Source organism: Xenorhabdus stockiae (genome assembly GCF_002632825.1).
Classification (GTDB): Bacteria; Pseudomonadota; Gammaproteobacteria; order Enterobacterales; family Enterobacteriaceae; genus Xenorhabdus; species Xenorhabdus stockiae.
Genome location: NZ_NJAJ01000026.1, coordinates 12,657 through 36,246, shown reverse-complemented (window position 1 = coordinate 36,246; position 23,590 = coordinate 12,657). Strand labels below are relative to the sequence as shown.

Annotated in this window: 19 protein-coding genes; 7 read left to right on the top strand and 12 right to left on the bottom strand. The window is 43.3% G+C overall.

Annotated features, from left to right (window positions below):
• Window positions 1-2: 2 nt before the first annotated feature.
• From aas to gpt, 7 genes are all read right to left on the bottom strand, one after another.
• The gene (aas, locus tag Xsto_RS13760) at window positions 3-2,150 is read right to left on the bottom strand and encodes a bifunctional acyl-ACP--phospholipid O-acyltransferase/long-chain-fatty-acid--ACP ligase (RefSeq protein WP_099125417.1); all 2,148 of its coding nucleotides are present in this window, start codon (window positions 2,148-2,150) and stop codon (window positions 3-5) included.
• A gap of 147 nt (window positions 2,151-2,297) precedes the next feature.
• Complete coding sequence (gene aroL, locus Xsto_RS13755) at window positions 2,298-2,828, bottom strand: shikimate kinase AroL (RefSeq protein WP_099110754.1); 531 nt, start codon at window positions 2,826-2,828, stop codon at window positions 2,298-2,300.
• A 163-nt stretch (window positions 2,829-2,991) separates the two neighbouring features.
• Complete coding sequence (gene proA, locus Xsto_RS13750; RefSeq protein WP_099125404.1) at window positions 2,992-4,245, bottom strand: glutamate-5-semialdehyde dehydrogenase; 1,254 nt, start codon at window positions 4,243-4,245, stop codon at window positions 2,992-2,994.
• Between the two features lie 10 nt (window positions 4,246-4,255).
• A complete protein-coding gene (proB, locus tag Xsto_RS13745) occupies window positions 4,256-5,359 on the bottom strand; it encodes a glutamate 5-kinase (protein WP_099110804.1) in 1,104 nt (367 codons plus the stop codon).
• Between the two features lie 324 nt (window positions 5,360-5,683).
• Window positions 5,684-6,073 (bottom strand): sigma factor-binding protein Crl, encoded by a 390-nt coding sequence (gene crl / locus Xsto_RS13740; RefSeq protein ID WP_099110756.1) that lies wholly within the window; start codon window positions 6,071-6,073, stop codon window positions 5,684-5,686.
• A 73-nt stretch (window positions 6,074-6,146) separates the two neighbouring features.
• Window positions 6,147-7,394, bottom strand: a complete 1,248-nt coding sequence (gene frsA / locus Xsto_RS13735) for an esterase FrsA (RefSeq protein ID WP_099125403.1) — start codon at window positions 7,392-7,394, stop codon at window positions 6,147-6,149.
• A gap of 240 nt (window positions 7,395-7,634) precedes the next feature.
• Window positions 7,635-8,093: a xanthine phosphoribosyltransferase gene (gene gpt / locus Xsto_RS13730; RefSeq protein WP_099110758.1), complete on the bottom strand. Its 459-nt coding sequence runs from the start codon at window positions 8,091-8,093 to the stop codon at window positions 7,635-7,637.
• A 259-nt stretch (window positions 8,094-8,352) separates the two neighbouring features.
• Here gpt and pepD point away from each other — a divergent pair, with 259 nt between their 5' ends.
• Entirely contained in the window at window positions 8,353-9,813 is a 1,461-nt protein-coding gene (pepD, locus tag Xsto_RS13725) for a beta-Ala-His dipeptidase (protein WP_099125402.1), read from the top strand.
• A 170-nt stretch (window positions 9,814-9,983) separates the two neighbouring features.
• Here the strand turns inward: pepD and dinB are convergent, their stop codons facing one another.
• On the bottom strand, window positions 9,984-11,039 hold the full coding sequence (dinB, locus tag Xsto_RS13720; RefSeq protein ID WP_099110760.1) for a DNA polymerase IV: 1,056 nt from the start codon (window positions 11,037-11,039) through the stop codon (window positions 9,984-9,986).
• A gap of 403 nt (window positions 11,040-11,442) precedes the next feature.
• On the opposite strand from dinB, the gene Xsto_RS13715 reads away from it, so the two are divergent.
• The gene (locus Xsto_RS13715; protein WP_099125401.1) at window positions 11,443-12,687 is read left to right on the top strand and encodes an MFS transporter; all 1,245 of its coding nucleotides are present in this window, start codon (window positions 11,443-11,445) and stop codon (window positions 12,685-12,687) included.
• A 49-nt stretch (window positions 12,688-12,736) separates the two neighbouring features.
• On the opposite strand, the gene Xsto_RS13710 is transcribed toward Xsto_RS13715, so the two are convergent.
• On the bottom strand, window positions 12,737-14,779 hold the full coding sequence (locus Xsto_RS13710; RefSeq protein ID WP_099125400.1) for a choline transporter: 2,043 nt from the start codon (window positions 14,777-14,779) through the stop codon (window positions 12,737-12,739).
• Window positions 14,780-14,988: 209 nt separating this feature from the next.
• Here Xsto_RS13710 and betI point away from each other — a divergent pair, with 209 nt between their 5' ends.
• From betI to betA, 3 genes are read left to right on the top strand one after another with little or no spacing between them, the layout of a single operon-like run.
• Entirely contained in the window at window positions 14,989-15,570 is a 582-nt protein-coding gene (gene betI / locus Xsto_RS13705) for a transcriptional regulator BetI (RefSeq protein ID WP_099110763.1), read from the top strand.
• Between the two features lie 34 nt (window positions 15,571-15,604).
• Entirely contained in the window at window positions 15,605-17,083 is a 1,479-nt protein-coding gene (betB, locus tag Xsto_RS13700; protein ID WP_099125399.1) for a betaine-aldehyde dehydrogenase, read from the top strand.
• A 27-nt stretch (window positions 17,084-17,110) separates the two neighbouring features.
• The gene (gene betA / locus Xsto_RS13695) at window positions 17,111-18,802 is read left to right on the top strand and encodes a choline dehydrogenase (protein ID WP_099125398.1); all 1,692 of its coding nucleotides are present in this window, start codon (window positions 17,111-17,113) and stop codon (window positions 18,800-18,802) included.
• Between the two features lie 205 nt (window positions 18,803-19,007).
• Here the strand turns inward: betA and Xsto_RS13690 are convergent, their stop codons facing one another.
• Window positions 19,008-19,445: a GNAT family N-acetyltransferase gene (locus Xsto_RS13690; protein WP_099110767.1), complete on the bottom strand. Its 438-nt coding sequence runs from the start codon at window positions 19,443-19,445 to the stop codon at window positions 19,008-19,010.
• Window positions 19,446-19,606: 161 nt separating this feature from the next.
• The gene (locus tag Xsto_RS13685) at window positions 19,607-20,113 is read right to left on the bottom strand and encodes a hypothetical protein (protein ID WP_099125397.1); all 507 of its coding nucleotides are present in this window, start codon (window positions 20,111-20,113) and stop codon (window positions 19,607-19,609) included.
• A 190-nt stretch (window positions 20,114-20,303) separates the two neighbouring features.
• Here Xsto_RS13685 and Xsto_RS13680 point away from each other — a divergent pair, with 190 nt between their 5' ends.
• Window positions 20,304-22,625 (top strand): TonB-dependent hemoglobin/transferrin/lactoferrin family receptor, encoded by a 2,322-nt coding sequence (locus Xsto_RS13680; RefSeq protein WP_244590402.1) that lies wholly within the window; start codon window positions 20,304-20,306, stop codon window positions 22,623-22,625.
• A 131-nt stretch (window positions 22,626-22,756) separates the two neighbouring features.
• A complete protein-coding gene (locus tag Xsto_RS13675) occupies window positions 22,757-23,272 on the top strand; it encodes a sigma-70 family RNA polymerase sigma factor (protein WP_099125395.1) in 516 nt (171 codons plus the stop codon).
• Between the two features lie 89 nt (window positions 23,273-23,361).
• On the opposite strand, the gene nqrM is transcribed toward Xsto_RS13675, so the two are convergent.
• The gene (gene nqrM / locus Xsto_RS13670) at window positions 23,362-23,586 is read right to left on the bottom strand and encodes a (Na+)-NQR maturation NqrM (RefSeq protein ID WP_092511537.1); all 225 of its coding nucleotides are present in this window, start codon (window positions 23,584-23,586) and stop codon (window positions 23,362-23,364) included.
• Window positions 23,587-23,590: the final 4 nt, after the last annotated feature.

The following is a 23,590-nucleotide window of genomic DNA, read 5'->3' as shown; positions in this document are numbered from 1 at the left end:
TTTTACTCCTGTTCTGCCATTTTTCTTAATGTGACAAAATCAGGTTTGCCACTGCCCAGCAAAGGTAATTGCTTCACATAACGAATATCACGTGGAACTGCCAGTTCAGGTATCCCAATTTGACGGGCGGTGAGTAACATGACGCTTCGGTTCAAAACGGTATCTGTTGTAAACAACACCAATGCCTCACCCTTGCTGCGGTCCCCCTTTGCTGTTACTGCATGCAGAGCTTCGGGCGAAACACGTAAAGCTATTTGTTCTACAGCTTCAAGAGAAACCATTTCACCTGCCAGTTTGGCAAAACGCTTTACTCGTCCTTTGATCGTACAGAAACCTTCTTCATCAATGGATACAATATCACCTGTGTCATACCAGCCTGTCTGGATATTTCCTTCCGCATCTTCTGCCGTCGGCGGTTCCAGACGATCCGGGGCTTCAACCCGCAAATAGCCCTTCATCAGATTTGGCCCACGAACTTGCAGACGCCCGCCCTCTTCAATTCCCGGCACAGGTAATAAGCGAGTTTCCATACCCGGCAAAATTCTTCCTACTGTACCTACTTTAGCTGCCATTGGGACATTGATAGCGACAACAGGAGCGCATTCGGTCACGCCATAGCCTTCCAGAATCCGGATACCAAATTTATCCTGCCAGACACGCTTAGTCTCTTCCGACAGTTTTTCTGCACCAGCAACGACATAGCGCAAACGGGAGAAGTCATAAGGATGAGCATAGCGGGCATAATTACCCAGAAAAGTTGAGGTTCCGAACAGAACAGTACAGTTCTGATCATAGACAACTTCAGGAACAACACGGTAATGCAGTGGGTTCGGGTACAGAAATACACGGCTTCCTGACATCAGGGGAGTGAATAACCCAACGGTCAGCCCAAACGCATGGAACAAAGGTAAAGACGACATAAAACGATCCTGTGGAGTAAAATCAGCTATCGTTTTAATTTGTTCAACATTTGCCAATAAGCTGGCATGGCTATGCACAACACCTTTCGGTGCCCCTTCAGACCCAGAGGTGAACAGGATAAGTGCATCATCCTCTGGTTTCTGTGAAGACAAAGCCGCTTTTGCGGGAAAAATCAAATGCCAAAGCACCCACAATTTATCTTCCCACGTAATAGTCTCTTTCAAATCTTCAAGGTATACCCAATTTGCTTCTGTTATCTGATCTGGTAGATGCGTAAGCTGACTTTTCTCAAGAAACTGGCGGGAAGTGATGATTGTTTTGATAGTCGCTGCTTGTATCGCATTTTTAATGCCACTGCTTCCTGCCGTGTAGTTCAGCAAAGCAGGTACTCGCCCTTTCAGTGACGTACCATATATTGTGGTTGCCATAGCGGTGGCATTAGGTAATAAAAGCCCGACCCTTTCACCTTCCTGAGTAAAGCGTCCTAAAATCCGGCTAAAACCCAATATCTTTTTCAGAAATGTATGATAACTATCTTCTTTCAGTGCAATATCTTCAATACAGGGTTTAAAACGCCCGAAACGCTTTTGGGCAGCGAGATACGCGCTGAATAACGTTTCTTTTGGGCGAGTCTGCATCCTCACATCCATCATAACAGCATGCAGTTTCTCTCCTGCCAGACGGCGGCGACTGTTAGAGTCCGGCGCATCTGGCATTGGGAAATCCATTGCAGGTAAAATCCGGATGGTGACTTTAGGGAACCAATGCTGCTTCATGACGCCTCTTAACCGCCCGAATACGCTTTGTTCCGCTCCATCAATACGGATAGGCACGATTTTTGCGTCTGACTTCGCCGCAATAAATGCTGCACCATCGTAGATTTTCATCAGGGAGCCCGTTACCGTGATCCGACCTTCAGGAAAAATCACTATCGGGCGACCTTTGTCAATTTCCTTAACTAGTGTCCTGATTGCCATCGGATTGTTTGGATCCAAAGGTACAACATCAGCAAAAGGTTTAATAAATTTGAGAAAGCCCTTTGTCGCAATATTGGAATAAATGGCAAATACTGGTTTTCCCGGCAGGAAAAGCCCTATCAGGAGCCCATCAAGAAAGGAAATATGATTGGGTGTAATAATACATTTAGGGTGTTTTAAATGCTTATCGTCACCTTCGACTGTCACTCTGAAGAGTACACGTACAAGTAATCTCAGAACCTTTAAGAGTATATCCATATCTCAATCCATATATCTCAATATAAATAATTAAATAAAATTAAAGTGAGTGAGTAGAATGATACTATAAGAGGTATAAATGATCTGAGATACAGGATTTATTAGTCTTATAATAAATAAGCGTAAAAATAAAAAAATATATCAAATTATCTGTTTATATTGACTTAATATATAGCTTTGAATTTCAAGAACGATATTTTCTATCGATAAGGCCGCATCCACAATGAGGTGCGCACATTCACAATAGAGTGGTTCCCTCTCTGCCAATACTCCGGTTATTTCTTCTGTTATGGATTTTCCGGTCAGGCTGGGACGCTGTGAATTCTCCGGATTAAGAGAGAGCCTCTCTACCAAAACGGAAGCGGGTGCCTGCAAATAAACCACAATACCGTTTTGCCGCATATACTGCCGATTTTCCGCTGCTAACACCATTCCACCACCGGTAGACACAACTCTGTTTCGCTGACTAACCGCTTTCAGTGTTTCACTTTCCAGCTTTCTGAAATAATCCCAGCCACGCTGTTCAACAAGCTCTGCAATTGTCATTCCACAAGAAGTCTGGACATCTTCATCAGTGTCAACAAATTGATACGATAATACTTCAGCCAACACATTACCTATTGTCGTCTTCCCTGCACCTCGTGCACCCACGATAAATAGAGTCTGTTTCATTTCGTTGCTTTCCTGAAGTTTTGTGTTGTTAAACCTAAATACAAAGTATAGTAACTAAACATTTACACCTGTGTAAAAAATATATTTCTTGTATATAAAAAGCCACACTTTACATTAAGTGTGACTTACTCTGATTAAATATTATTTAAAATGAATATTGTCATTATCGACGGGAAAGGTAATCTCCGTAACCAATCCATTTGTAAGTCGTCAGAGCATCCAGACCCATTGGGCCTCTGGAGTGTAGTTTCTGAGTACTGACAGCAACTTCAGCGCCTAAACCAAACTGACCACCATCAGTAAAGCGTGTGCTTGCATTTACATATACCGCCGAAGAGTCAACACGATGAACAAAATAATCAGCATGTTGTAAACACTCCGTCAGAATAGCATCCGAATGGGCTGTACCATAATGACGTATATGCTCAATCGCATTATCAATATTGCTGACAATTTCCACATTCATATCCAAAGAAAGCCATTCATCACAATAGTCTTCTTCTGTCACGGCAACCACTTTTGCCGGGCCATCCTGTAGCAATGCCATTGCTGACGCACCGGCATGCAGTGTTACGCCTTGCTCTTTCATTCTGGCACTCAGTTCCGGCAGGAAATCAGCGGCTATTTTTTCATGTACTAGCAAAGTTTCCAATGCATTACATGCGCTTGGGCGCTGAATTTTAGCATTAGTGATAACTTCCAGTGCCTTTTCAAAATTCACATGCTCATCCACAAATGTGTGACAAACGCCAATTCCTCCGGTGATTACCGGAATAGTGGACTGCTCACGACAAAGTTTATGCAAACCGGCACCACCACGCGGGATCAACATATCGATATAGCGATCCATTTTCAGCATTTCGGCAACCAGATCACGATCTGGCTTATTAATTGCCTGTACTGCTGAGGCTGGCAAGCCACTTTGTTCCAGCGACTGCTGAATGACTTTAACCATTGCCTGATTGGTATGATGAGTTTCCTTACCACCACGCAATATCACTGCATTCCCTGTTTTCAGGCACAATGATGCTACATCAATCGTAACGTTGGGACGGGCTTCATAAATCACCCCAATTACCCCAAGAGGAACACGGCGGCGACTCAGTTGCAGCCCGCTATCCAACAGTTGCCCATCCATCACTTGACCGACAGGATCAGCCAGACGGCAAACCTGACGGACGTCATTAGCAATCGCACTCAAACGCTCAGGAGTCAGTAATAAGCGATCAAGTAATGCTTCATTCATACCCTGTTTGCGGGCTTGTTCCATATCCTGCTGATTGGCTGTGAGGATCACTTCTGCTTCTTTTTCAAGTAAATCAGCAATGTGACTCAGGGCCTGATTTTTCTGACTAGTACTTAATTGAGCCAGTTGCCATGATGCTGCCTTGGCTGCTTTTCCCATCTGCTCTAGCATGGTGGAATCCTTAACTTACGATCATATCATCACGGTGCACAGCAACTGCACCATATTCATAACCTAATATCCGGCTGATTTCCTGTGAGTGACGGCCTGCAATCAGGCGTAAAGCATCACTGTTGTAACGGCATACACCGTGAGCCAGTTTCTTACCGGATAAACTACAGATGCGAACCACTTCACCACGGGAAAAGTCGCCTGAAATACTTTTAATGCCTTTCGGCAGTAAAGAGCTGCCTTTTGCGAGAATAGCCGCTTCTGCGCCATCATCGACAATAATTTCACCCGCAGAAGGAGCGCCGAAAATCCAGCGTTTGCGATTTTCCATCGGGCTGGTCAGGCCATGAAAACGAGTTCCCACCGATTTTTCTTCAATCACATCAGCAATCACATTTTCTCTGTTACCGGCAGCGATGATGACATCAATGCCGGCACGGCCAGCAATGCCTGCCGCCTGAAGTTTTGTTGCCATTCCCCCTGTTCCGAGACCTGATACACTGTCTCCGGCCATCATTTTGAGTTCATCGCTAATATCGTGTACTTCACGGATAAGTTTAGCATCAGGATTATTACGGGGATCAGCAGTATACAGACCTTCAATATCTGTCAGGAGCAATAACTTATCTGCAGTGCCCAGAATTGCCGCCAGTGCAGAAAGATTATCGTTATCACCGACTTTAATTTCCGCCGTTGCTACCGCATCATTCTCGTTGATAATAGGGATAATGTGATTATCAAGCAGTGCATGCAACGTATCCCTTGCGTTCAGGAAACGTTCGCGATCTTCCAGATCGGCACGAGTCAGTAACATCTGCCCGACATGGATGCCATAGATAGAGAAAAGTTGCTCCCATAGCTGAATCAGGCGGCTTTGCCCTACGGCTGCAAGCAATTGCTTTGAGGCAATGGTGGCCGGAAGATCCGGATAACCCAAGTGTTCCCGACCTGCTGCAATTGCACCGGAAGTCACAATAATAATACGGTGACCTTTCTCATGTAACTGCGCACATTGCCGAACCAACTCTACTATGTGAGCGCGATTCAAACGGCGGGAACCCCCTGTCAGTACACTCGTTCCCAGTTTCACAACCAATGTTTGTCGGCCATTCATCATATTTCTGCCATTATTAATTTGAAAAAGCTAATTTGAAAAAACAATAAATTCAAAACACATTCAAAAAACAGTGCTCAGTTTTAGCAGGAGAGAAGCATTATGCCAACTGGCATAACATAAAATTCAAAAAAAGTTGATTTATACCCTGTGAATTTCAAGATACAACCAAAAGTCGGCCTCTGATAATAGACAGAAGAGTATCAGCACACCCCGGCAACATAGACAAAACTGTGGCCGGGGTGTAGCTATCGAAAAAACAGCGCAACCAGCAAGGCTGCAACTTAAAATCTGTCGGGGATAAAATAAACCCGGTTAGTAGACTTAATTCTGTGGAGTGAAGGTATTTTCGGATGGGCTAAGTGTGAGTTTAAGGTTACCCAAAGAATCAGACAGGCGTTGATGAAACGCCTGTAATGTCGATTCAAGCTGCCTGAGATCTGCTTCTTTTTTGATACTCATAGGCAGCCACTCACCATGTTTATCAAACAGACCTATCTGATAATTATAAACGAACCCTTTTTCCTGTCGTTCCAATTCTAGCCACCAGCCCCAGAACTCCCGTTTTTCTGGCGCTGCTTTAGCACTCACGCAGACCGCCAGACAATCAAAGAAGAAATAGTCATTTTGGCATTTTAACTCGCGTAAATAAGGCCCTAATGCAGAAAAACTCTTCAACAACTTATTTCTGGAATAATTTACGGGTACAGTCATACAAAGGTCTCCTTTATAAACAGAAGAACAGTTGTATCAAATGATTAAAAAATATCAATGATTAAATTTCAGTTTAGTTAACTTTATCTTTCAACCATACACTTGCTGCGTGTAACGCATTACTGAAACCACTATAAGCAGGCATAGCAGGAATAGCTAATAAAGAGCCATCCAGCGAAGATCTGGCAATCAGTTTTGAATCTTCCGCCGGGCTAAAAATGTCATCCTTCCAATACACTGAGAACATTGGCACAGAACAGCGACGACCGAGTAACCCCTGATTTTTTAATGAATAACAACTCAGTTCTGAACGCAAAACGGCTTCATCCACATGATAGATACCCAAACGACTGGCGAGTATATCGATATACATTGACGGAATTTTCTGCTGCAATCTCTCATTATGCAGCAATTCATGAACAACCGGGCTGACCACTGCCACACCCTTAATAAGACTGGATTCCAGATAGGCAAGACGAACGGCAATATTGGCACCGAAACGGAAACCAAAAATACCTATTCTTGTGTGATCGATCCACGGGATGCTATCTAATTGCTGCAATACCTGCTGATGAAGAGCGCAGGTATCCTGTGTCAGCGTAAATCTCGCTGAATAACCTACGGAAGGCATATCCACCGTTAGCATCGCAAAACCCTGTGGTGAGAAATGGTCCCGAAACAGTCGCCAGCAATCACTTTGCAGGCTATCAATACCAGAGCAAACCAGTATTGTTGGGCATGGTTCCTGAACTCCGGGAGGAATATGCAATAAACCGGTAACAGTTTTGCCATCTTCCAACTGAAATTTCAGTTTTTTCAATTGATAGTCAGAGAAATGTGCTGCATTTTCATAGGCTTTATTAGCCAGAACAACCGCCTGATCAGCCAGCTCATCACCGTGCAGATGAGGATAAGCGGCAATGCTGTATAACATTGAAGCTCTTAACCAACACTGACTGGCTTCAGACGCCTGCTCAACATGTTGTGCTTTCTGTTGCCAGAGCATAGCCTGCTGTGACCATTCATATACCCAGTTCCCTTTGCGATAGCCAATTACCGTATCCAATAGATGATCATAACTGCGTTCAGCATCTGTTACCGCAATCCTGCTGAGGATCTCCTGAATCTCCAGCGGATTGATGCCCCTCCAGATCCAGGCAAGCCAGTTAATCATTCGATACCAGCGTTCCTGATGTTCGCCACCGAGCATTTTATTATCAGCATGAGCTGATGATGGCAAAACGTATTTTACCAATGTAGACGTTTCCTGCTGTTTAACCTGCGGTTTAAACAGTGATTCTGAAAGGTTCTGTTTAGTCATGACAAAGAAATTTATTACTGCTTATTACAAGATATCCAATAAGTTCTGAGCTGCATTGCGATAACAAAAGAATACCAGATTCGTCGGAACGAATTTGCTCAGCCAAAGGCTGGCCTCCGGTGAGAAGCAAGAGACTCTCTCATTAAAATCCCCAGTGGCATAGATAACTATGTGACTGGGGCGTCATTATGTAAAGCAAAGCAACCAGCAAAGAAATAACTGGAAAAATGAAGGGAATAATTACTGATCGCAAATAGGTGGCACGAACATTACGCCCATATCCCACGGCTGTTCAATCCATGTATTCTGAGGGATATCAATCACATAATCATCTACTAACGGACGACCTGCTGGTTTGGCAAAAATCGTCACAAAATGCGCTTTTGGATACATATCACGAATTGCCTGAGCAGTTCCGCCGGTATCAACCAAATCATCAACAACGATAAAGCCTTCTCCATCTCCTTCGGCTTTCTTCAGCACCGTTAACTCACGCTGATTATTGTGGTCATAGCTGGAAATACAGACTGTATCAACATGGCGAATACCCAGCTCACGGGCCAGCAAGGCCCCCGGCACAAGACCTCCACGACTTACAGCAATAATGCCTTTCCACTGCTCTACAGGAAGTAAACGCTGCGCCAGTTTACGGGCATGTATTTGCAACATATCCCACGTTACGACATATTTTTCGCTCATAAAATTTGATCCTGGAAACTAAGAATATTTTCAGAAAAGAGTTTGTTGCGGAATAAAGGTTGCGCGGGATTATAGTGATTTGAGCCCGCAAAAACCAGCAAAAACAAGGAACATCCTGATCCTGAAAGCGCATTACTAATCAGAAAATGGTATTCTCAGGCATAACATAGACACTGGGCAGCTCAAGATGATAAAGCCCCCCGAGATGTCAAACATTACACTTATTATTTCATCAAGATGAAGTTACAGGAGATTCGCCGTGTCCGAATTATCAACATTATCCCCCCAACCATTATGGGATATTTTTGCTAAAATTTGCTCCATTCCACATCCATCCTATCATGAGGAAGAACTTGCTTCTCACATCATTGAATGGGCTGAGGATAAAAACCTCCATGTTGAACGTGATGAAGTCGGTAATATCCTGATAAGAAAACCGGCCACAAAGGGCATGGAAGACCGTAAAACGGTCGTACTTCAGGCTCATCTTGATATGGTTCCGCAAAAGAACAACGATACACAGCACGATTTCGCGAAAGATCCTATTCGTCCTTACATTGATGGTGACTGGATAACCGCAGAAGGTACAACACTGGGCGCAGATAATGGTATTGGTATGGCTTCCGCGCTGGCAGTGCTGGCAGATGAATCTGTCAAACACGGCCCTCTGGAAGTGTTACTGACAATGACTGAAGAAGCGGGTATGGATGGCGCATTTGGTCTTCAACCGGGCTGGTTGCAGGCTGATATTCTGATCAACACCGATTCAGAAGAAGAAGGCGAAATCTATATGGGCTGTGCCGGTGGGGTAGATTATGTTTCAACACTACCACTTTCCCGCGAACCTCTGCCTGCAAACTATCAAACACTACAACTGACCATTAAAGGATTAAAAGGTGGTCATTCCGGTGGTGATATCCATCTGGGATTAGGTAATGCCAATAAATTACTGGCCCGCTTCCTTGCTGAATACAGTGATGAACTGGAGCTGAAACTGATCCATTTACAGGGGGGTACTCTGCGTAATGCAATCCCTCGTGAAGGCTCCACTATCATCGCCGTACCAGCAGCTCAACTGCCAAAACTACATCAGGTAAAAGATAATTATCTGGAAATACTGAAGAACGAATATGCGGTCGCTGAAACTAACCTGACTCTTTTGTTGGATGACGTCAAAACCTCATCACAGGCATTAACGGCAGATTGTCAGTCCCGCTTTATCGCTATGCTGAATACAATGCCTAACGGTGTTATTCGCATGAGTGATGTTGCAAAAGGTGTTGTAGAAACATCCCTGAATGTGGGTGTTGTCAATATGGAAGAAGACCACGTCGAGGTTATCTGCCTTATCCGTTCACTGATTGAAAGTGGCAAGGCTTATGTTGTCGGGATGCTCAACTCTCTGGCCAAAATTTCCGGCGCAGAAGCAACAGCAAGTGGTGACTACCCGGGCTGGCAGCCGGATGCCGATTCTCCGGTAATGCACTTAGTGCGTGAAACTTACCACCAACTGTTCGACAGTACACCAAACATTATGGTAATTCACGCAGGTCTGGAATGTGGATTATTTAAAAAACCCTACCCTGATATGGATATGGTTTCCATTGGCCCAACTATCCGTGGTGCCCACTCACCTGATGAAAGGGTTCACATTAAGAGTGTTGGCCAGTACTGGCAATTATTGACTGCTATCCTGAAAGCGATCCCAGTGAAAGAATAATGCAGTTCTCCCCTGTCTACAGACAGGGGAATATCCCTTCTTCATATTCCCTACGCTATTTTGCAGTATCTTTTCCATGATAGCTTCCTGTAATACTTTTTCTTTAATTTTTTTCGTAAAGCATATTTTTATAAAACATACCCGTATAAAAGATTGCTAACAAACCCGCATTACAACTCAAGCAATAGCTGTCGTTCCAGTTGTGGGCTTTGTAATGTCACATGCAGACCAACTAAGCGGACTCCTCTGCCTTCCCGACGTGTCTCCCAAGCCTGTTGGGCAACCTTCAGCAGATCCTGTTTATCCAGTAACGGATGAGTATGTTCCTGTGTGGTTAGCTGAAAATCATCAAATTTTAATTTAATACCCTGACGAGCAATGCGGAGATCTGGTTTGACCTTTCCCAGCCTTTTTTCCAGCTCGGGATAAAGCTGTTCAATCAACTCAACACAATCACGCCAGTCATGAATATCCTGCGCCAGCGTTTTCTCTACCCCAACAGACTTACGTAAACGATCAGGTTTTATCAGGCGCTCATCAATACCATGACAGCGCTGCCAGAGCACAAGTCCAAATTTACCCAGTTTTTTTATTAATGCTAACTTGTCATAGTTTTGTACATCAGAACAAAGTACTAACCCCATATCGGACAGGCGCCCGGCGGTGACTTCCCCCACTCCGGGAATTTTACGTAATGGCAGAGATTGCACAAAATCGTCAACCTGTGTGGGTGAAATCAAATACTGACCGTTGGGTTTATTGATATCAGAAGCTATTTTTGCCAGAAATTTAACGGGGGCAATTCCCGCTGAAGCCGTTAGCTGCAATTCATCAAAAATCACCTGTCGAATTTCTTTGGCAATTAATGTTGCTGAACCATGACAATGCTGGCTATTTGTCACATCCAGATACGCTTCATCCAGCGACAAGGGTTCGATCAACTCAGTATAGCGGGCAAAAATCTGACGGATATGTTGAGAAACTTCTTTATAGTAGGCCATACGCCCTGAAATTACTTTCAGTTGAGGACACAACTTCATTGCCATTGAGGTAGACATAGCACTGTGTACACCGTAACGGCGGGCAGGATAATTTGCAGTACTGATGACACCCCGCCTGTCAGCACTACCACCAACAGCTATCGGGATATCGCGGAGTGACGGATTATCCCGCATTTCAATGGCAGCAAAAAAGCAGTCCATATCGATATGAATAATTTTGCGCATCTGAACTCTCCACGACAAAAAATACTGTATAAATATACAGAATGAATTCATGATATGCTACTTTTTTTAATCTGTTCTGTTACTGCGCAACTTTCATTTCACTATCGTCTCTCACTATCTGAACAATATTTCATCTTTGTTAAGATGAAAATTATCACCTCACGATAATTCATTAATTAGTCTAGTAACATTTAAAATAACAAAACTATCAAAATTTATTATTTATTTTCATTGATATAAAAAATAAACTGCAGTTTTGTGCGATTCATGGCAGACAGATTTAACTAAAACCAACAGCAAACAATAAACTATTACAAATCACACAAAATGAGAAACCTCTTGCACAAATATCACCCTAACATTCTCAAACCCTGTTAAATTTGACTCCAAAGTAAGGACTCTGATGAGCAACAATCGTTCTTTTTATCTATATCAGATATCTGATATTCTGTTTACTTCGTCAACAAGAGCATTTGGTATGCTATTTTCCTGGTGGATGATTGAAATACTAAAGCTAGAATTAAAACTCGGCTGGTTTATCTTTTTTTGTTGGCTATTTCAGATTTTATTCTTAATTAAATTTGGAGAAATAGGTGACAAAATAAATAAAAGAAGTGTTGTGCTGTACTGTACTATCCCTTCTTTTATTCTTTTTGTTATCTCTAACCTATTAGACAGCAATTTTTATTTATCATTAGGCCTGATATATATTGCAACATCAGTTGCCACGGCTATCATTCAGCCTATAGGAATAAGTATTATTCCTGAAATAATGGATAACAAAAAACTAGACAGGGCATTTAAATATCGAGGTCTGGTAAACTCTATTAATACCATGCTTGGCCCGGCAATTTCCGGATTAATTATTCATTACTTTAATATTGGTGGCTCATTGATTTTTATTGCCGTAATGTCATTACTGCCACTGATTGGGTTTTATTTTATTAAAACAAATTCAGAAAAAAAGCCAGAGGAAGCCGAACATCGCGGGCAAAAAAGTATTAGGATCATTACCAAAAATTCAACAGAGATAAGGCTTTCATTTGTTGCGGCTTTTTTTAATTTTGCGATTACACCATTAATCATGTACATCCTGCCTATTATCATTCTGAATCAGTTTAAACTAAGTGCCTTGCATGTTGGCATTGCTGAGGCAACCTTTGGGATTGGCATGATGCTAGGCAGCCTTGTTATTATCAATCAGATAAATAAGATTTTCTGTAAGGCTCATACTGCTTTTATTGCAGCATTGACTATGGCGCTCTGTATTGCCGGTATATCTCATGCCGATTCTTTTACTGAATTATGCTGTTACATGTTGATCTGTGGAATAGGGTTAGTAATTTACAATATAAATACCACCTCCATTCGTTGCCTTGCAACACCAGAAAATTATCGTAATTCAATGGAATCTAAATTCACTGCTATTTGTATGGCATCCATTCCTCTGGGCATGCTGACAGCCACTTATATTATTGAGAGTTATGATATTAAAATATTATTACTCGGCTTTTCTTTCTTCATGGCATTAATCTCATTATTGATTCTCTCTTCACCTAAATATATTGAGATATCAAAAATGTCAGAAAGCCAGTTAAATGGATACTACGAAAAAATCTATCCTGAGGCATTTTATACTAAAAAATAAATCATTACGTTGGCCTGCAATAATATTGCAATTGCAGGCCAACTTTGATTTATACCCCGTTAGGAAAAATTAGCGTCTGCCCCGGAGATTCACGATTCAAATGAATAAAATTCAGATGCTTCTCATAATGGTCGAGAATATCACTGATAATCTGTTCTTTTGTATATCCCATCAAATCATTACCCTGAGTTCCCTCTATCAAGAAAGTTTCCAGCCGGAAATAATATGATTTGCCTAATCTTGCACGGTAAGTAAACCCGGGAACAGAATAACGCTGAGGCCAAATCTGATAGATAAAATTCTGCTCATCTCCCAGATCGACAATCAACTCAATTGGAGTAAGACGTTTATCTTCTTCTGACGACAGAATAGTAAACTGCACACTTGCACCACGTAACTCCAGCTCTTTTGCAACTTCCTGCATCGCAGGGCGACACACCATATCCAACATACGCTGAGTACTTTTCGTACCCGGGAAATGCATCATACGGCTCAGGCGCTGTTTCCAGTTCAACGATCCATTATCATGCACCAATGTCGGAGATGTATTCTGCAATGCGCTGGCTTTGCGGAAATCCTCAACCCGCAACGATTTATACAACCCCGCCATGATAAAAAAGATCACAAAACTAAAAGGCAACCCCATAATTACCGTCATATTCTGTAACGCTGAAATGCCATCAGTCATCAAAATACCCAGCGTCAGTACACCAATCGCCACAGACCAGAATATCCGCAACCAGTTCGGTGCATCGTTATTAATGTCACTGAGATTAGAAGTGAAATTGCCTAGAACCAGTGAGCCAGAATCTGCTGACGTAACATAAAACAACAGCCCTGTAATTGTGGCAACTGAAGCACTGAACGTGAAAGCCGGATAAAGTGCCAGCAGGTTATAAAACCCTCGCTCAGGATGAACTAACACCGTTTCCGCTAATTCGTGGTTGCCGTGAAGAATTTCATATAACGCGCTATTGCCAAAAACAGACAGCCAAATCAGGGTAAACACAAATGGAATGATCAGAGTACCCATCACAAACTGGCGGATCGTACGACCTCGGGAAATACGGGCAAGAAATAACCCGACAAACGGTGACCAGGCAACCCACCACGCCCAGAAGAACAGTGTCCAGCTATTCATCCATTCCGTCGGGCGCTCAAACGCGAAGCTATTGAGTGTCATGCCCATAAACCGGCTGATGTAATCACCCACATTCTGTACCAGCCCATTAAGCAAAAACTCTGTATCTCCTACAAACAGAATAAACAGCACTAATCCTAACGCCAGCAGTACATTCAGCTCAGACAGAAACCGAATACCCTTGTTCACACCAGAGGTGACAGACACTGTTGCCACAATAACCGACAGCAATATCAGCCCGCCCTGAACCCCCAATCCCTGCGGCAGTCCAAACAACACTTTTAGTCCGTAGTTTAACTGTACAACCCCGATCCCAAGTGTTGTCGCGATGCCAAAAATCGTCCCTATCACTGCGGCAATATCCACGGTATGACCAATCGGTCCTTTGATACGATTCCCGAAAATAGGGTAAAGCGCCGAACGGATAGTTAATGGCAGATTGTAACGATAACTGAAATAGCCCAGTGCAATCCCCATCAAAGCATACATAGACCAGCCCGTCAGGCCATAGTGAAACAGTGTCCACACCATCGCCTGACGAGCTGCTTCAATTGTTTCCCCTTCACCCGTTGGCGGACGCATATATTGAGTAATCGGCTCAGCCACGGAGAAAAACATCAAATCAATGCCTATGCCAGCCGCAAACAACATTGCCGCCCAACTGAGCAGACTGAACTCAGGTTTGGATTGTTCCGGCCCCAGCTTAATAGCGCCAAAGCGGGAAGCTGCCACAAAAATGACAAAGACAATGTAAAGCGTGGCTGCCAGCAAGTAGTACCAACCAAATGTTTTCGAAACCCAGTTAAGGGTGTTTTTTATCCAGATGCTTGTTGCATCCGTAAAGAAGAGCGTGAAAAGCGAAAAGAGAATAATTAATGCGGCTGAGGTAAAAAAAACGACAGAGTTTAGTGAATCCTTCTGAGTATTTTTTGGACTGTCTCCGGTATTCATAGGCAGTTCCTGAAGTAAGTTAAAAGAAAAAAACAAAAAAGAGCAATATCCATAATATATTGAATAACATGATAAAAATTAAAACACTTTCTATAACTCCAACTGATTTTTGTAAAAATATTGTAATAAAACATATTTAATTTTGATTGAACATTCAATCAAAAAAAAGTTTAATAGCCATCGAATCATTGATTGCTGAGCGTAAAGTCATGCCCAAAGTTGGAATACAGTCAATAAGAAAACAGCAACTTATTGATGCTACATTAGCTGTCATCAATGAAGTTGGAATGCAGGAAGCAAGTATTGCGCAAATAGCCAAAAAAGCGGGCGTTTCTAACGGTATCATCAGCCATTACTTCAAAGATAAGAATAAGTTACTTGAAGCGGCCATGCGGCACTTATTGCATCAACTTCAGATGGCGGTGGCACGACGATTAAGGCTGCTCGACAACGCAACCCCTCTTCACAGGCTAAAAGCCATCATTGAAGGAAATTTTGACACCAGTCAGATTAATAGTGCAGCCATGAAAACCTGGCTGGCTTTTTGGGCAAGCAGTATGCATCAACCCAGTTTATACCGCTTACAGCAAGTCAACGAACGTCGGCTATATTCCAATATCTGTGTCGAATTCAGCAGGGCTTTGCCCAGAAGAGAAGCACAGCTTGCAGCACAGGGGCTGGCAGCTCTGATTGACGGCATCTGGCTGAGAAGTGCCTTAAGTAGCAAACCTTTTGACGTAGAAAGTGCATTCACTATTACTTTCGATTACATCGAACAGAAACTCAGATGACCACTCTTCCTGAATTCTGACCTAAGGAGAACCCATGACCCGTTTTGGTTTACAGAAACTTTATATCCACGGTGCTTATGTTGACAGTACCCATCCTGATAAAAATATTTTTGATGCTGTCAATCCGGCTAATGGTGAAATCATTGCACAGTTACAATCTGCAACTGAACAAGATGTTCAACTAGCAGTGGAAAGTGCGCAAAAAGGGCAGAAAATTTGGGCAGCAATGACGGCGACAGAACGTTCCCGGATCCTGCTTAAAGCCGTTGATATTCTGCGTGAACGCAATAATGAACTGGCTGAACTGGAAACGCTGGATACCGGTAAACCGCTCTCTGAAACCCAGCAAGTTGACATCGTTACCGGTGCCGATGTTCTGGAATATTATGCGGGCCTGATCCCGGCACTCGAAGGCCAGCAAATTCCATTGCGTGAATCCTCTTTTGTCTATACGCGGCGAGAACCACTGGGTATCGTCGCAGGCATTGGGGCATGGAACTATCCAATCCAAATTGCTCTGTGGAAATCAGCCCCTGCACTGGCAGCGGGTAATGCCATGATTTTCAAACCCAGTGAAGTGACATCTCTCACCGCCCTGAAACTTGCTGAAATTTATACCGAAGCGGGTCTGCCTGATGGTGTATTTAACGTACTGACAGGCATGGGGCATGAAGCTGGCCATTATCTGGCTATCCATCCGAAAATTGCCAAAATGTCTTTTACCGGCGGAATCACTACCGGTAAAAAAGTGATGGCTAATGCATCCGGTTCAACACTGAAAGAAGTCACGATGGAACTGGGTGGAAAATCTCCGCTGATTATTTTTGACGATGCCAATCTGGATCGGGCGGCCGATATTGCCATGATGGCAAACTATTTCAGCTCTGGTCAGGTCTGTACTAACGGCACACGTGTTTTTGTCCCGAAAACACAGCTTCCCGATTTTGAAAATAAAATAATGGAGCGCGTTAAACGTATCCGCATTGGTTCACCTCTCGATCTGAATACTAATTTTGGCCCTCTGGTGAGTTTCCCCCATATGGAATCGGTGCTGCGCTATATAGAAAGCGGTAAAAATGCGGGCGCTCGGTTGCTGTATGGTGGTCAACGCCTGATGGACGGTGAGCTGGCGAAAGGGGCATTTGTCGCACCAACCGTCTTCACAGACTGCACAGATGACATGCTTATTGCACGGGAAGAAATTTTCGGCCCGGTGATGTCTATTCTGGCCTATGAAACGGAAGATGAAGTCATCGCCCGTGCTAACAATACGGATTACGGCCTCGCCGCCGGAGTGGTGACAAACGATCTCTCCCGCGCCCATCGCGTAATCCACCAGCTGGAAGCTGGGATCTGCTGGATCAACACTTGGGGGGAATCACCGGCTGTGATGCCGGTCGGCGGCTATAAACATTCCGGTGTCGGTCGCGAAAACGGATTGGTCACACTGCAACATTACACACAGACTAAATCTGTGCAGGTTGAACTGGGTGATTTTGAATCGCTATTTTAAATAATGACTGAAACAGAGGAGATAACAATGGTATTTGACTACATTATTATCGGTGCTGGTTCAGCGGGTAATGTGCTTGCAACTCGTTTAACGGAAGATCCGAATATCACTGTCCTGCTGCTGGAAGCTGGCGGGCCTGATTATCGATTTGACTTTCGCACTCAAATGCCAGCAGCGCTGGCATATCCCTTGCAGGGAACCCGTTATAACTGGGCGTATGAAACCGATCCTGAACCCTATATGAATAATCGCCGTATGGAATGTGGACGAGGCAAAGGGTTAGGAGGCTCATCACTGATCAACGGCATGTGTTATATCCGTGGTAATGCGCTGGATTTTGACCACTGGGCAAAACAGCCGGGTCTGGAAGACTGGTCATACCTTGATTGCCTGCCTTATTTCCGCAAGGCTGAATCACGAGATATCGGTCATAACGATTATCATGGCGGAGATGGCCCCGTCAGCGTGACAACGCCAAAAGCCGGTAATAATGAACTTTTCCATGCAATGGTGGAAGCGGGTATTCAGGCGGGTTATCCGGCTACGGATGATCTGAATGGTTACCAGCAGGAAGGCTTTGGTCCGATGGATCGCACTGTTACTCCCAAAGGCCGTCGTTCCAGCACTGCTCGTGGTTATCTGGATCAGGCCAGACAGAGGGCTAACCTGACCATCATTACCCATGCCTTAACGGATACAATCACATTTGAAGGTAAAACCGCGGTTGGAGTTACTTTTTATCAGGGTAATAATTCCGTACTAACGCAGGTTACAGCACAAAAAGAAGTTTTACTTTGTGCCGGTGCAATAGCTTCTCCACAGATTTTACAGCGTTCAGGGGTTGGCCCTGAGGAAGTTCTGAAAGAATTATCGATTCCTGCGGTGCATATCCTGCCGGGAGTCGGGCAAAATCTTCAGGATCACCTTGAGATGTATCTGCAATACGAATGCCTCAAACCTGTTTCGCTCTACCCTTCTCTCAAATGGTACAACCAGCCCATGATTGGTGCAGAATGGTTATTTAAGGGAACGGGAGTAGGTGCCAGCAATCAGTTTGAAGCCGGTGGTTTTATCCGCACCAGTGAAAAATTTGACTGGCCCAATATTCAGTTTCATTTCCTGCCGGTAGCCATCAATTACAATGGCAGCAATGCAGTCAACGAGCATGGTTTTCAGGCTCATGTTGGTTCGATGCGTTCCCCGAGCCGCGGTCACGTGAAAATCAAATCACGTGACCCACGCCAGCACCCGAGTATTCTGTTTAACTACATGTCTACCGAACAGGACTGGCAAGAATTCCGCGATGCTATCCGTATCACGAGAGAAATTATGGCACAACCTGCTCTCGCGCCCTATTGTGGCCGGGAGATAAGCCCCGGAGCGGATATCCAGACAGATGATCAACTGGATGCTTTTATTCGTGAACGTGCTGAAACCGCTTTTCACCCATCCTGTAGCTGCAAAATGGGGCTTGATGAGATGGCGGTGGTTGATGGTCAAGGACGTGTACATGGTGTTGAGAATTTACGGGTCATTGACGCTTCTATTATGCCGGAAATCATTACCGGTAATCTGAACGCCACAACGATTATGATGGCAGAGAAAATTGCGGATAACATTCGGGGGAATATACCTCTGCCCCGCAGTCAGGCAAAATACTATGTCGCCAATGGCGCTCCCATCCGAAAATCAGGGCTAAGCAGTTCGTCTACAAATTAATACTTATACTCTATGGATTTCGAGTTGCATCGCGGCGGCGAGGGAACACATCCCCGGGAGCATAGAAAACTATGTGACTGGGGGGTGTGAGCGTAGCCAACAAAGAGGCAGCTTGAAAGACGACGGGTATATTGAAAAGTCGATTATTAATACGGGAAATAACGTAGTTATTTATTCGCTATTTTTCCCGTATTAAATATGCTGGTTACAACAAATCTAATTCCATAAAAATATGCTCTGCTCCATCTTCCATATAGATTTCACCTTTGGTTTGATAACCCAGGCTTTCATAAAATGGCTGAGCATGACATTGTGAGGATAAACCAATCGTCGCCACCCCATTTTTGCGGGCATAATTCTCAACAAATTCCATCACCAGACGACCAATTCCTTGACCCCGATAGGCTTTCAAAACAGCAACACGCCCCACTTTGAGCATATCGTTGTGCTGTGGAACGGCTCTTAAGACAGCAATAGGATTTTCAGCATCAAATACCACGACATGCAGGGCAATATCATCATATTCGTCAATGTCAATTTCATCAGCAAATCCTTGCTCATCCGTGAAAACGTACTTACGGATATTGAAAGCATGCTGAATTAATTCAGGGTCTTGTCTTCCTAAACTGTGTTTTATTTTCATTGTTATATCCTAAAAATAATGACGTACAGAAGAATGGAATAGTAAAAATAGTGACAAGAATGTAAAAAAACAAGGGCGCTCTTTACCAGAGCGCCCTTCTGATTTCAACTAACAAACTATATCCAATGGATTTATAAAAGAAACTCGAAAGAGGGAAGGTATTATCCTTCTTCTTTCTTACCATCATCACCTTTAAGTTTATTAATTAAATCATCCGTTTTTTTATCGGCCTCGGACTTTATTTCTTTCGATTTCGATTTTGCATCATCTGTAAGCTGATTAATTTTATCCGTAGCCTGCTGCTGTATTTCCCCTGTTTTATTTTTCAGCTGATCAGCTGCGTCATTGACAGATTTCGTGATGTCATTCTTTAAATCTTCCGTTTTGGATGGCAGTTGGCTTATGGTTTTCTCCGTCGAACTCCCCGTACTACTCTGGACGTCCTTCGAATTATTTACCGCTTTCTGGTCTTCATGATTAGCATTGTCTTGCGTTCCCTGTAGCTTTTCCTTTGTATCCAAGTTGAGCTGTTCTGAATCCGTCTTCATTTGCGTTGCACTATCTTCAACCGGTTTGGTTGAATCTTCCGCTTTTTTGGCTGCATCATCACAGCCCGCAATGAATGCCACAATTCCAACCAGAAACAGAGCACTAAGAATCTTCTTCATTGACTAACCCCTTGCACTTACGGAAATAACCTTGCAAATGGGTGTTCTGGCTTTCTATGCCAAAACATCCATAAGCTCTTTGTCGTAAACCTTGCCGATAAAAATAATTCTCATTTTTATCTGCCCGATTTGCTCTCTTGGGTGACTTATAGCAATGCAATATTTCATACAGACATATTTCGGGAAATTTATGGCAAATAATAGTCAAAATTTAGGAAAACGCCCAATCGCAACTTTTATCCGAAAAATTTTAAACGGAACATTTTCTGGCACTCTGGTGCTGGGAACAGCATTTTCCAGCTCAGTTTCAGCTGCTGAAAATCCTTCTGACCAAAAGCCAGAAAAGAAAAATGAGGTGATGCAGCTATCCACGCTTTCTGTTGTGGGAAGTACCCGCAACAGTACCAGTGCAGGTAGTTCAGCACTCAAAAAGGAAGATATTGACCGGACTCAGGCGGATAATATTGCTGAGCTGCTCGGACAGCTTCCCGGCGTTTCGATGGCTGGTTCACCACGTCCCGGTGGGCAGACATTAAATATCTGGGGAATGGGAGATCAAGAAGATGTCAAAGTGACACTGGATGATGCCCCAAAAGGGTTTGAGAAATATCGTCAGGGATCTATCTTCATTGAGCCGGAGTTAATCAAACGCATTGATGTCGATAAAGGGCCGCATAATATTTTAAATGGTAATGGTGGATTTGGTGGCTCAATTAAAGTTGTGACTAAAGATGCCAATGACTTATTGCGACCTGATGAGGATTGGGGTGGATTTATTAAGCAAAGCTTCCATACCAATGATCGGCAGTGGATCAACAGCGCTGCATTATATGGCAGAGATTCGAATGGCTACGCGGATAGCTTGCTGTATTTCAGCAAACGAGATGGTCATAATATCAAGCGCCCCGATGGGACACGTTTTGAGTTTTCTCAAAACAATCAAACTTCCTATTTATTGAAAACCAATTTCTATCCTAATGACACACATACTGTCAGCTTATCTGCTATGCGTTCGGAGTCAGATGGCTGGCAACCGTGGGCGTCGAAACGAGATGTAATGGTAGTCCCATCTGCTGAAGACATCAAAAAATATGGTTGGGATGGAGCATGGAAAAGAAAACTAATTTTCCGCGATCAAGTCGATCAAAATTATTCCGCCAAATGGAATATCGCTCCAGAAGATAATCCATGGGTAAATTTAACACTGACCTATGCTTATTCCAAAACCAAACAAAATGATAGTCGTCCGGAAAACGCATCATCCCTTTTCAGTGGATCAATGGGGAACAAAAGTTGGACAAATTACACTGACAATATGGTTGAGCTCAAGAATAATAGCGTGTTCTCAACAGGCATAATAGAACATGAATTAATAGCCGGAACTCGTTGGCATAAGAATCAGCGCAACGTGTTAATGTTCGATAAAAGTAAGAGTAAAAATATACAAGACAATGCTGAATATAATTACGGTTACTATCAACCTTACTATATGCCAGCGGGTACTCAACATACCTACAGTCTATATATGCAGGACTCAATGAAACTGGGTAGCGTTACAGTGACACCGGGAGTACGTTATGACCATGTTAAAAATACAGGCGAAAAAAATAGAGCACCTATCTATAACAACACATCACCTGAAATAAATCATGACTATCGCAGTGTAACTTATACTGGCTGGTCTCCTCATCTAGGTGTTATATGGCAAACAAATCAAAACCTTTCTCTATTTGCAGATATCAGTCGCACATGGCGTGCCCCCGTTGTTGATGAACAATATGAAGTTCAGTCAGCAAAAACCAGCCTACCAGGATCCAGCCGTAATCTTGATGTTGAGAGAATGACAGGCATTCGCCTCGGCGCCATTATTGATTTCAATGATGTAATGCTCAAAGATGACAGCCTTCAAATCCGTACTACTTTATTCCGTAACCGTGGCAAAGATGAAATTATTAAAAGACGTGGAATGTATTGTGCAGCACAGTTAAATGGCTCTTCATATAAAGATTGTGAAAAACCGCTTTCTAACAATCGCAATTTGCCGGGATATACTATTGAGGGTCTGGAAATAGAAACTTTCTACGATAGTAAGATCCTATTTGGTAAATTATCTTACTCCACTATGCGTGGGCAGCGTGATACTTCTCCACGCAATCCATGGATAGGACATAAAACTTGGTGGGATCAAATACCTCCAACTTCATTGCACACTACACTCGGTTTCAAAATCCCTCTCTTGCAAATGAAGATGGGCTGGAAAGGTGATTTTATCCGTAAACAAGACCGTTCACCTGTAGATGACGACCCGGAAGCAGGATATTGGTCGCTACCAAAAACCAAAGGTTATGCTCTGCACGGCCTGTTTGCCAGCTGGCAACCACCTTTTATGCACGGTTTTGAAGCACGGATAACCATCGATAACCTACTCAATCGAGATTACTATCCATACTTAGGGGAAGCTGTTTCCGGCATGGGTCGCAACTATAAACTCAGCATTTCACAGCAGTTCTGACTGCCATTAAACATCCAATGCAATATACCCTCTTAATTTTTAAGAGGGTTATCACTATAATCTGCTATTGACTTCCATCAATAAATAAAAATAATAATCATTATCAAATTTATTCATTCAGGCAATATCACATGGCTGTGCAAAAAAGCACATTCGGACACAATGAAATAGCCCGTCAGCTTTATAACGAATATCACGAATGGCTGCTGAGCTGGATCAAACAGAACTGTGCCAGTCTCAACCATGCAGAAGACCTCACCCATGATGTTTTTATCAAATTGATGCAATCTCCGGATATGGCTGAGATCCGTTATCCCAAAGCGTTTTTAATTACCATCGCCCGCAGAACTATCGCTAATTATTATCGCCGGAAGAAGCTCGAAGAGAATTATTTGGACTATATCAGTACCGTGCCGAAAAACACGTCCTATCCAACAGAACATCAGCTTGTGCTGCTGGAGCAGTTAGAAAAAATAGACAGCACTCTTGATAAACTACCAATAAAAGTCAGGCAGGCATTTTTGCTGACTCAGCTGCAAGGGATGCGCTATAAAGAGGTAGCAGAAGATCTTGGGATCTCCATGAGTTCGGTAAAAAGTTACTTACAACAGGCGCATAAAAGGTGTTACCCTCTTAATTCACTATAAAAAATAAAACCCGCTGCTTTTTCTGACAGCGGGCTATTTCAAATTACTTCAAATCCCATTTCTCAATTGATTTGAAAAACGAAAATACATCAAAGAATGCGGTTTTTCTCTAACTGAGCAAGGCGAGCAGCTTCTCTTGCTTCACGCTTTTTACGAGCATCGCAGGGTTCAGGGCAATCACAAACTTTCTCAACACCGATGCTTCCCAAACCGCCACAACTTCCCTGAATGCTTTTGCGTTTAACAATATAACCTAACGCCATTCCCGCAAAGGCCAGCAGGAAAAAGATAAAGGCTGCGATAAATACTTCCATAACC

Bases quoted from the DNA above. Each gene is read 5' to 3' on its own strand.
- proB (WP_099110804.1), bottom strand. From the start codon at position 5,359: ATGAATGGCCGACAAACATTGGTTGTGAAACTGGGAACGAGTGTACTG.
- Xsto_RS13715 (WP_099125401.1), top strand. From the start codon at position 11,443: ATGAGCAACAATCGTTCTTTTTATCTATATCAGATATCTGATATTCTG.
- aroL (WP_099110754.1), bottom strand. From the start codon at position 2,828: ATGAAACAGACTCTATTTATCGTGGGTGCACGAGGTGCAGGGAAGACG.
- Xsto_RS13685 (WP_099125397.1), bottom strand. From the start codon at position 20,113: ATGAAGAAGATTCTTAGTGCTCTGTTTCTGGTTGGAATTGTGGCATTC.
- Xsto_RS13680 (WP_244590402.1), top strand. From the start codon at position 20,304: ATGGCAAATAATAGTCAAAATTTAGGAAAACGCCCAATCGCAACTTTT.
- Xsto_RS13710 (WP_099125400.1), bottom strand. From the start codon at position 14,779: ATGAATACCGGAGACAGTCCAAAAAATACTCAGAAGGATTCACTAAAC.
- dinB (WP_099110760.1), bottom strand. From the start codon at position 11,039: ATGCGCAAAATTATTCATATCGATATGGACTGCTTTTTTGCTGCCATT.
- crl (WP_099110756.1), bottom strand. From the start codon at position 6,073: ATGACTGTACCCGTAAATTATTCCAGAAATAAGTTGTTGAAGAGTTTT.
- gpt (WP_099110758.1), bottom strand. From the start codon at position 8,093: ATGAGCGAAAAATATGTCGTAACGTGGGATATGTTGCAAATACATGCC.
- nqrM (WP_092511537.1), bottom strand. From the start codon at position 23,586: ATGGAAGTATTTATCGCAGCCTTTATCTTTTTCCTGCTGGCCTTTGCG.
- frsA (WP_099125403.1), bottom strand. From the start codon at position 7,394: ATGACTAAACAGAACCTTTCAGAATCACTGTTTAAACCGCAGGTTAAA.
- proA (WP_099125404.1), bottom strand. From the start codon at position 4,245: ATGCTAGAGCAGATGGGAAAAGCAGCCAAGGCAGCATCATGGCAACTG.
- Xsto_RS13690 (WP_099110767.1), bottom strand. From the start codon at position 19,445: ATGAAAATAAAACACAGTTTAGGAAGACAAGACCCTGAATTAATTCAG.
- betI (WP_099110763.1), top strand. From the start codon at position 14,989: ATGCCCAAAGTTGGAATACAGTCAATAAGAAAACAGCAACTTATTGAT.
- betA (WP_099125398.1), top strand. From the start codon at position 17,111: ATGGTATTTGACTACATTATTATCGGTGCTGGTTCAGCGGGTAATGTG.
- Xsto_RS13675 (WP_099125395.1), top strand. From the start codon at position 22,757: ATGGCTGTGCAAAAAAGCACATTCGGACACAATGAAATAGCCCGTCAG.
- betB (WP_099125399.1), top strand. From the start codon at position 15,605: ATGACCCGTTTTGGTTTACAGAAACTTTATATCCACGGTGCTTATGTT.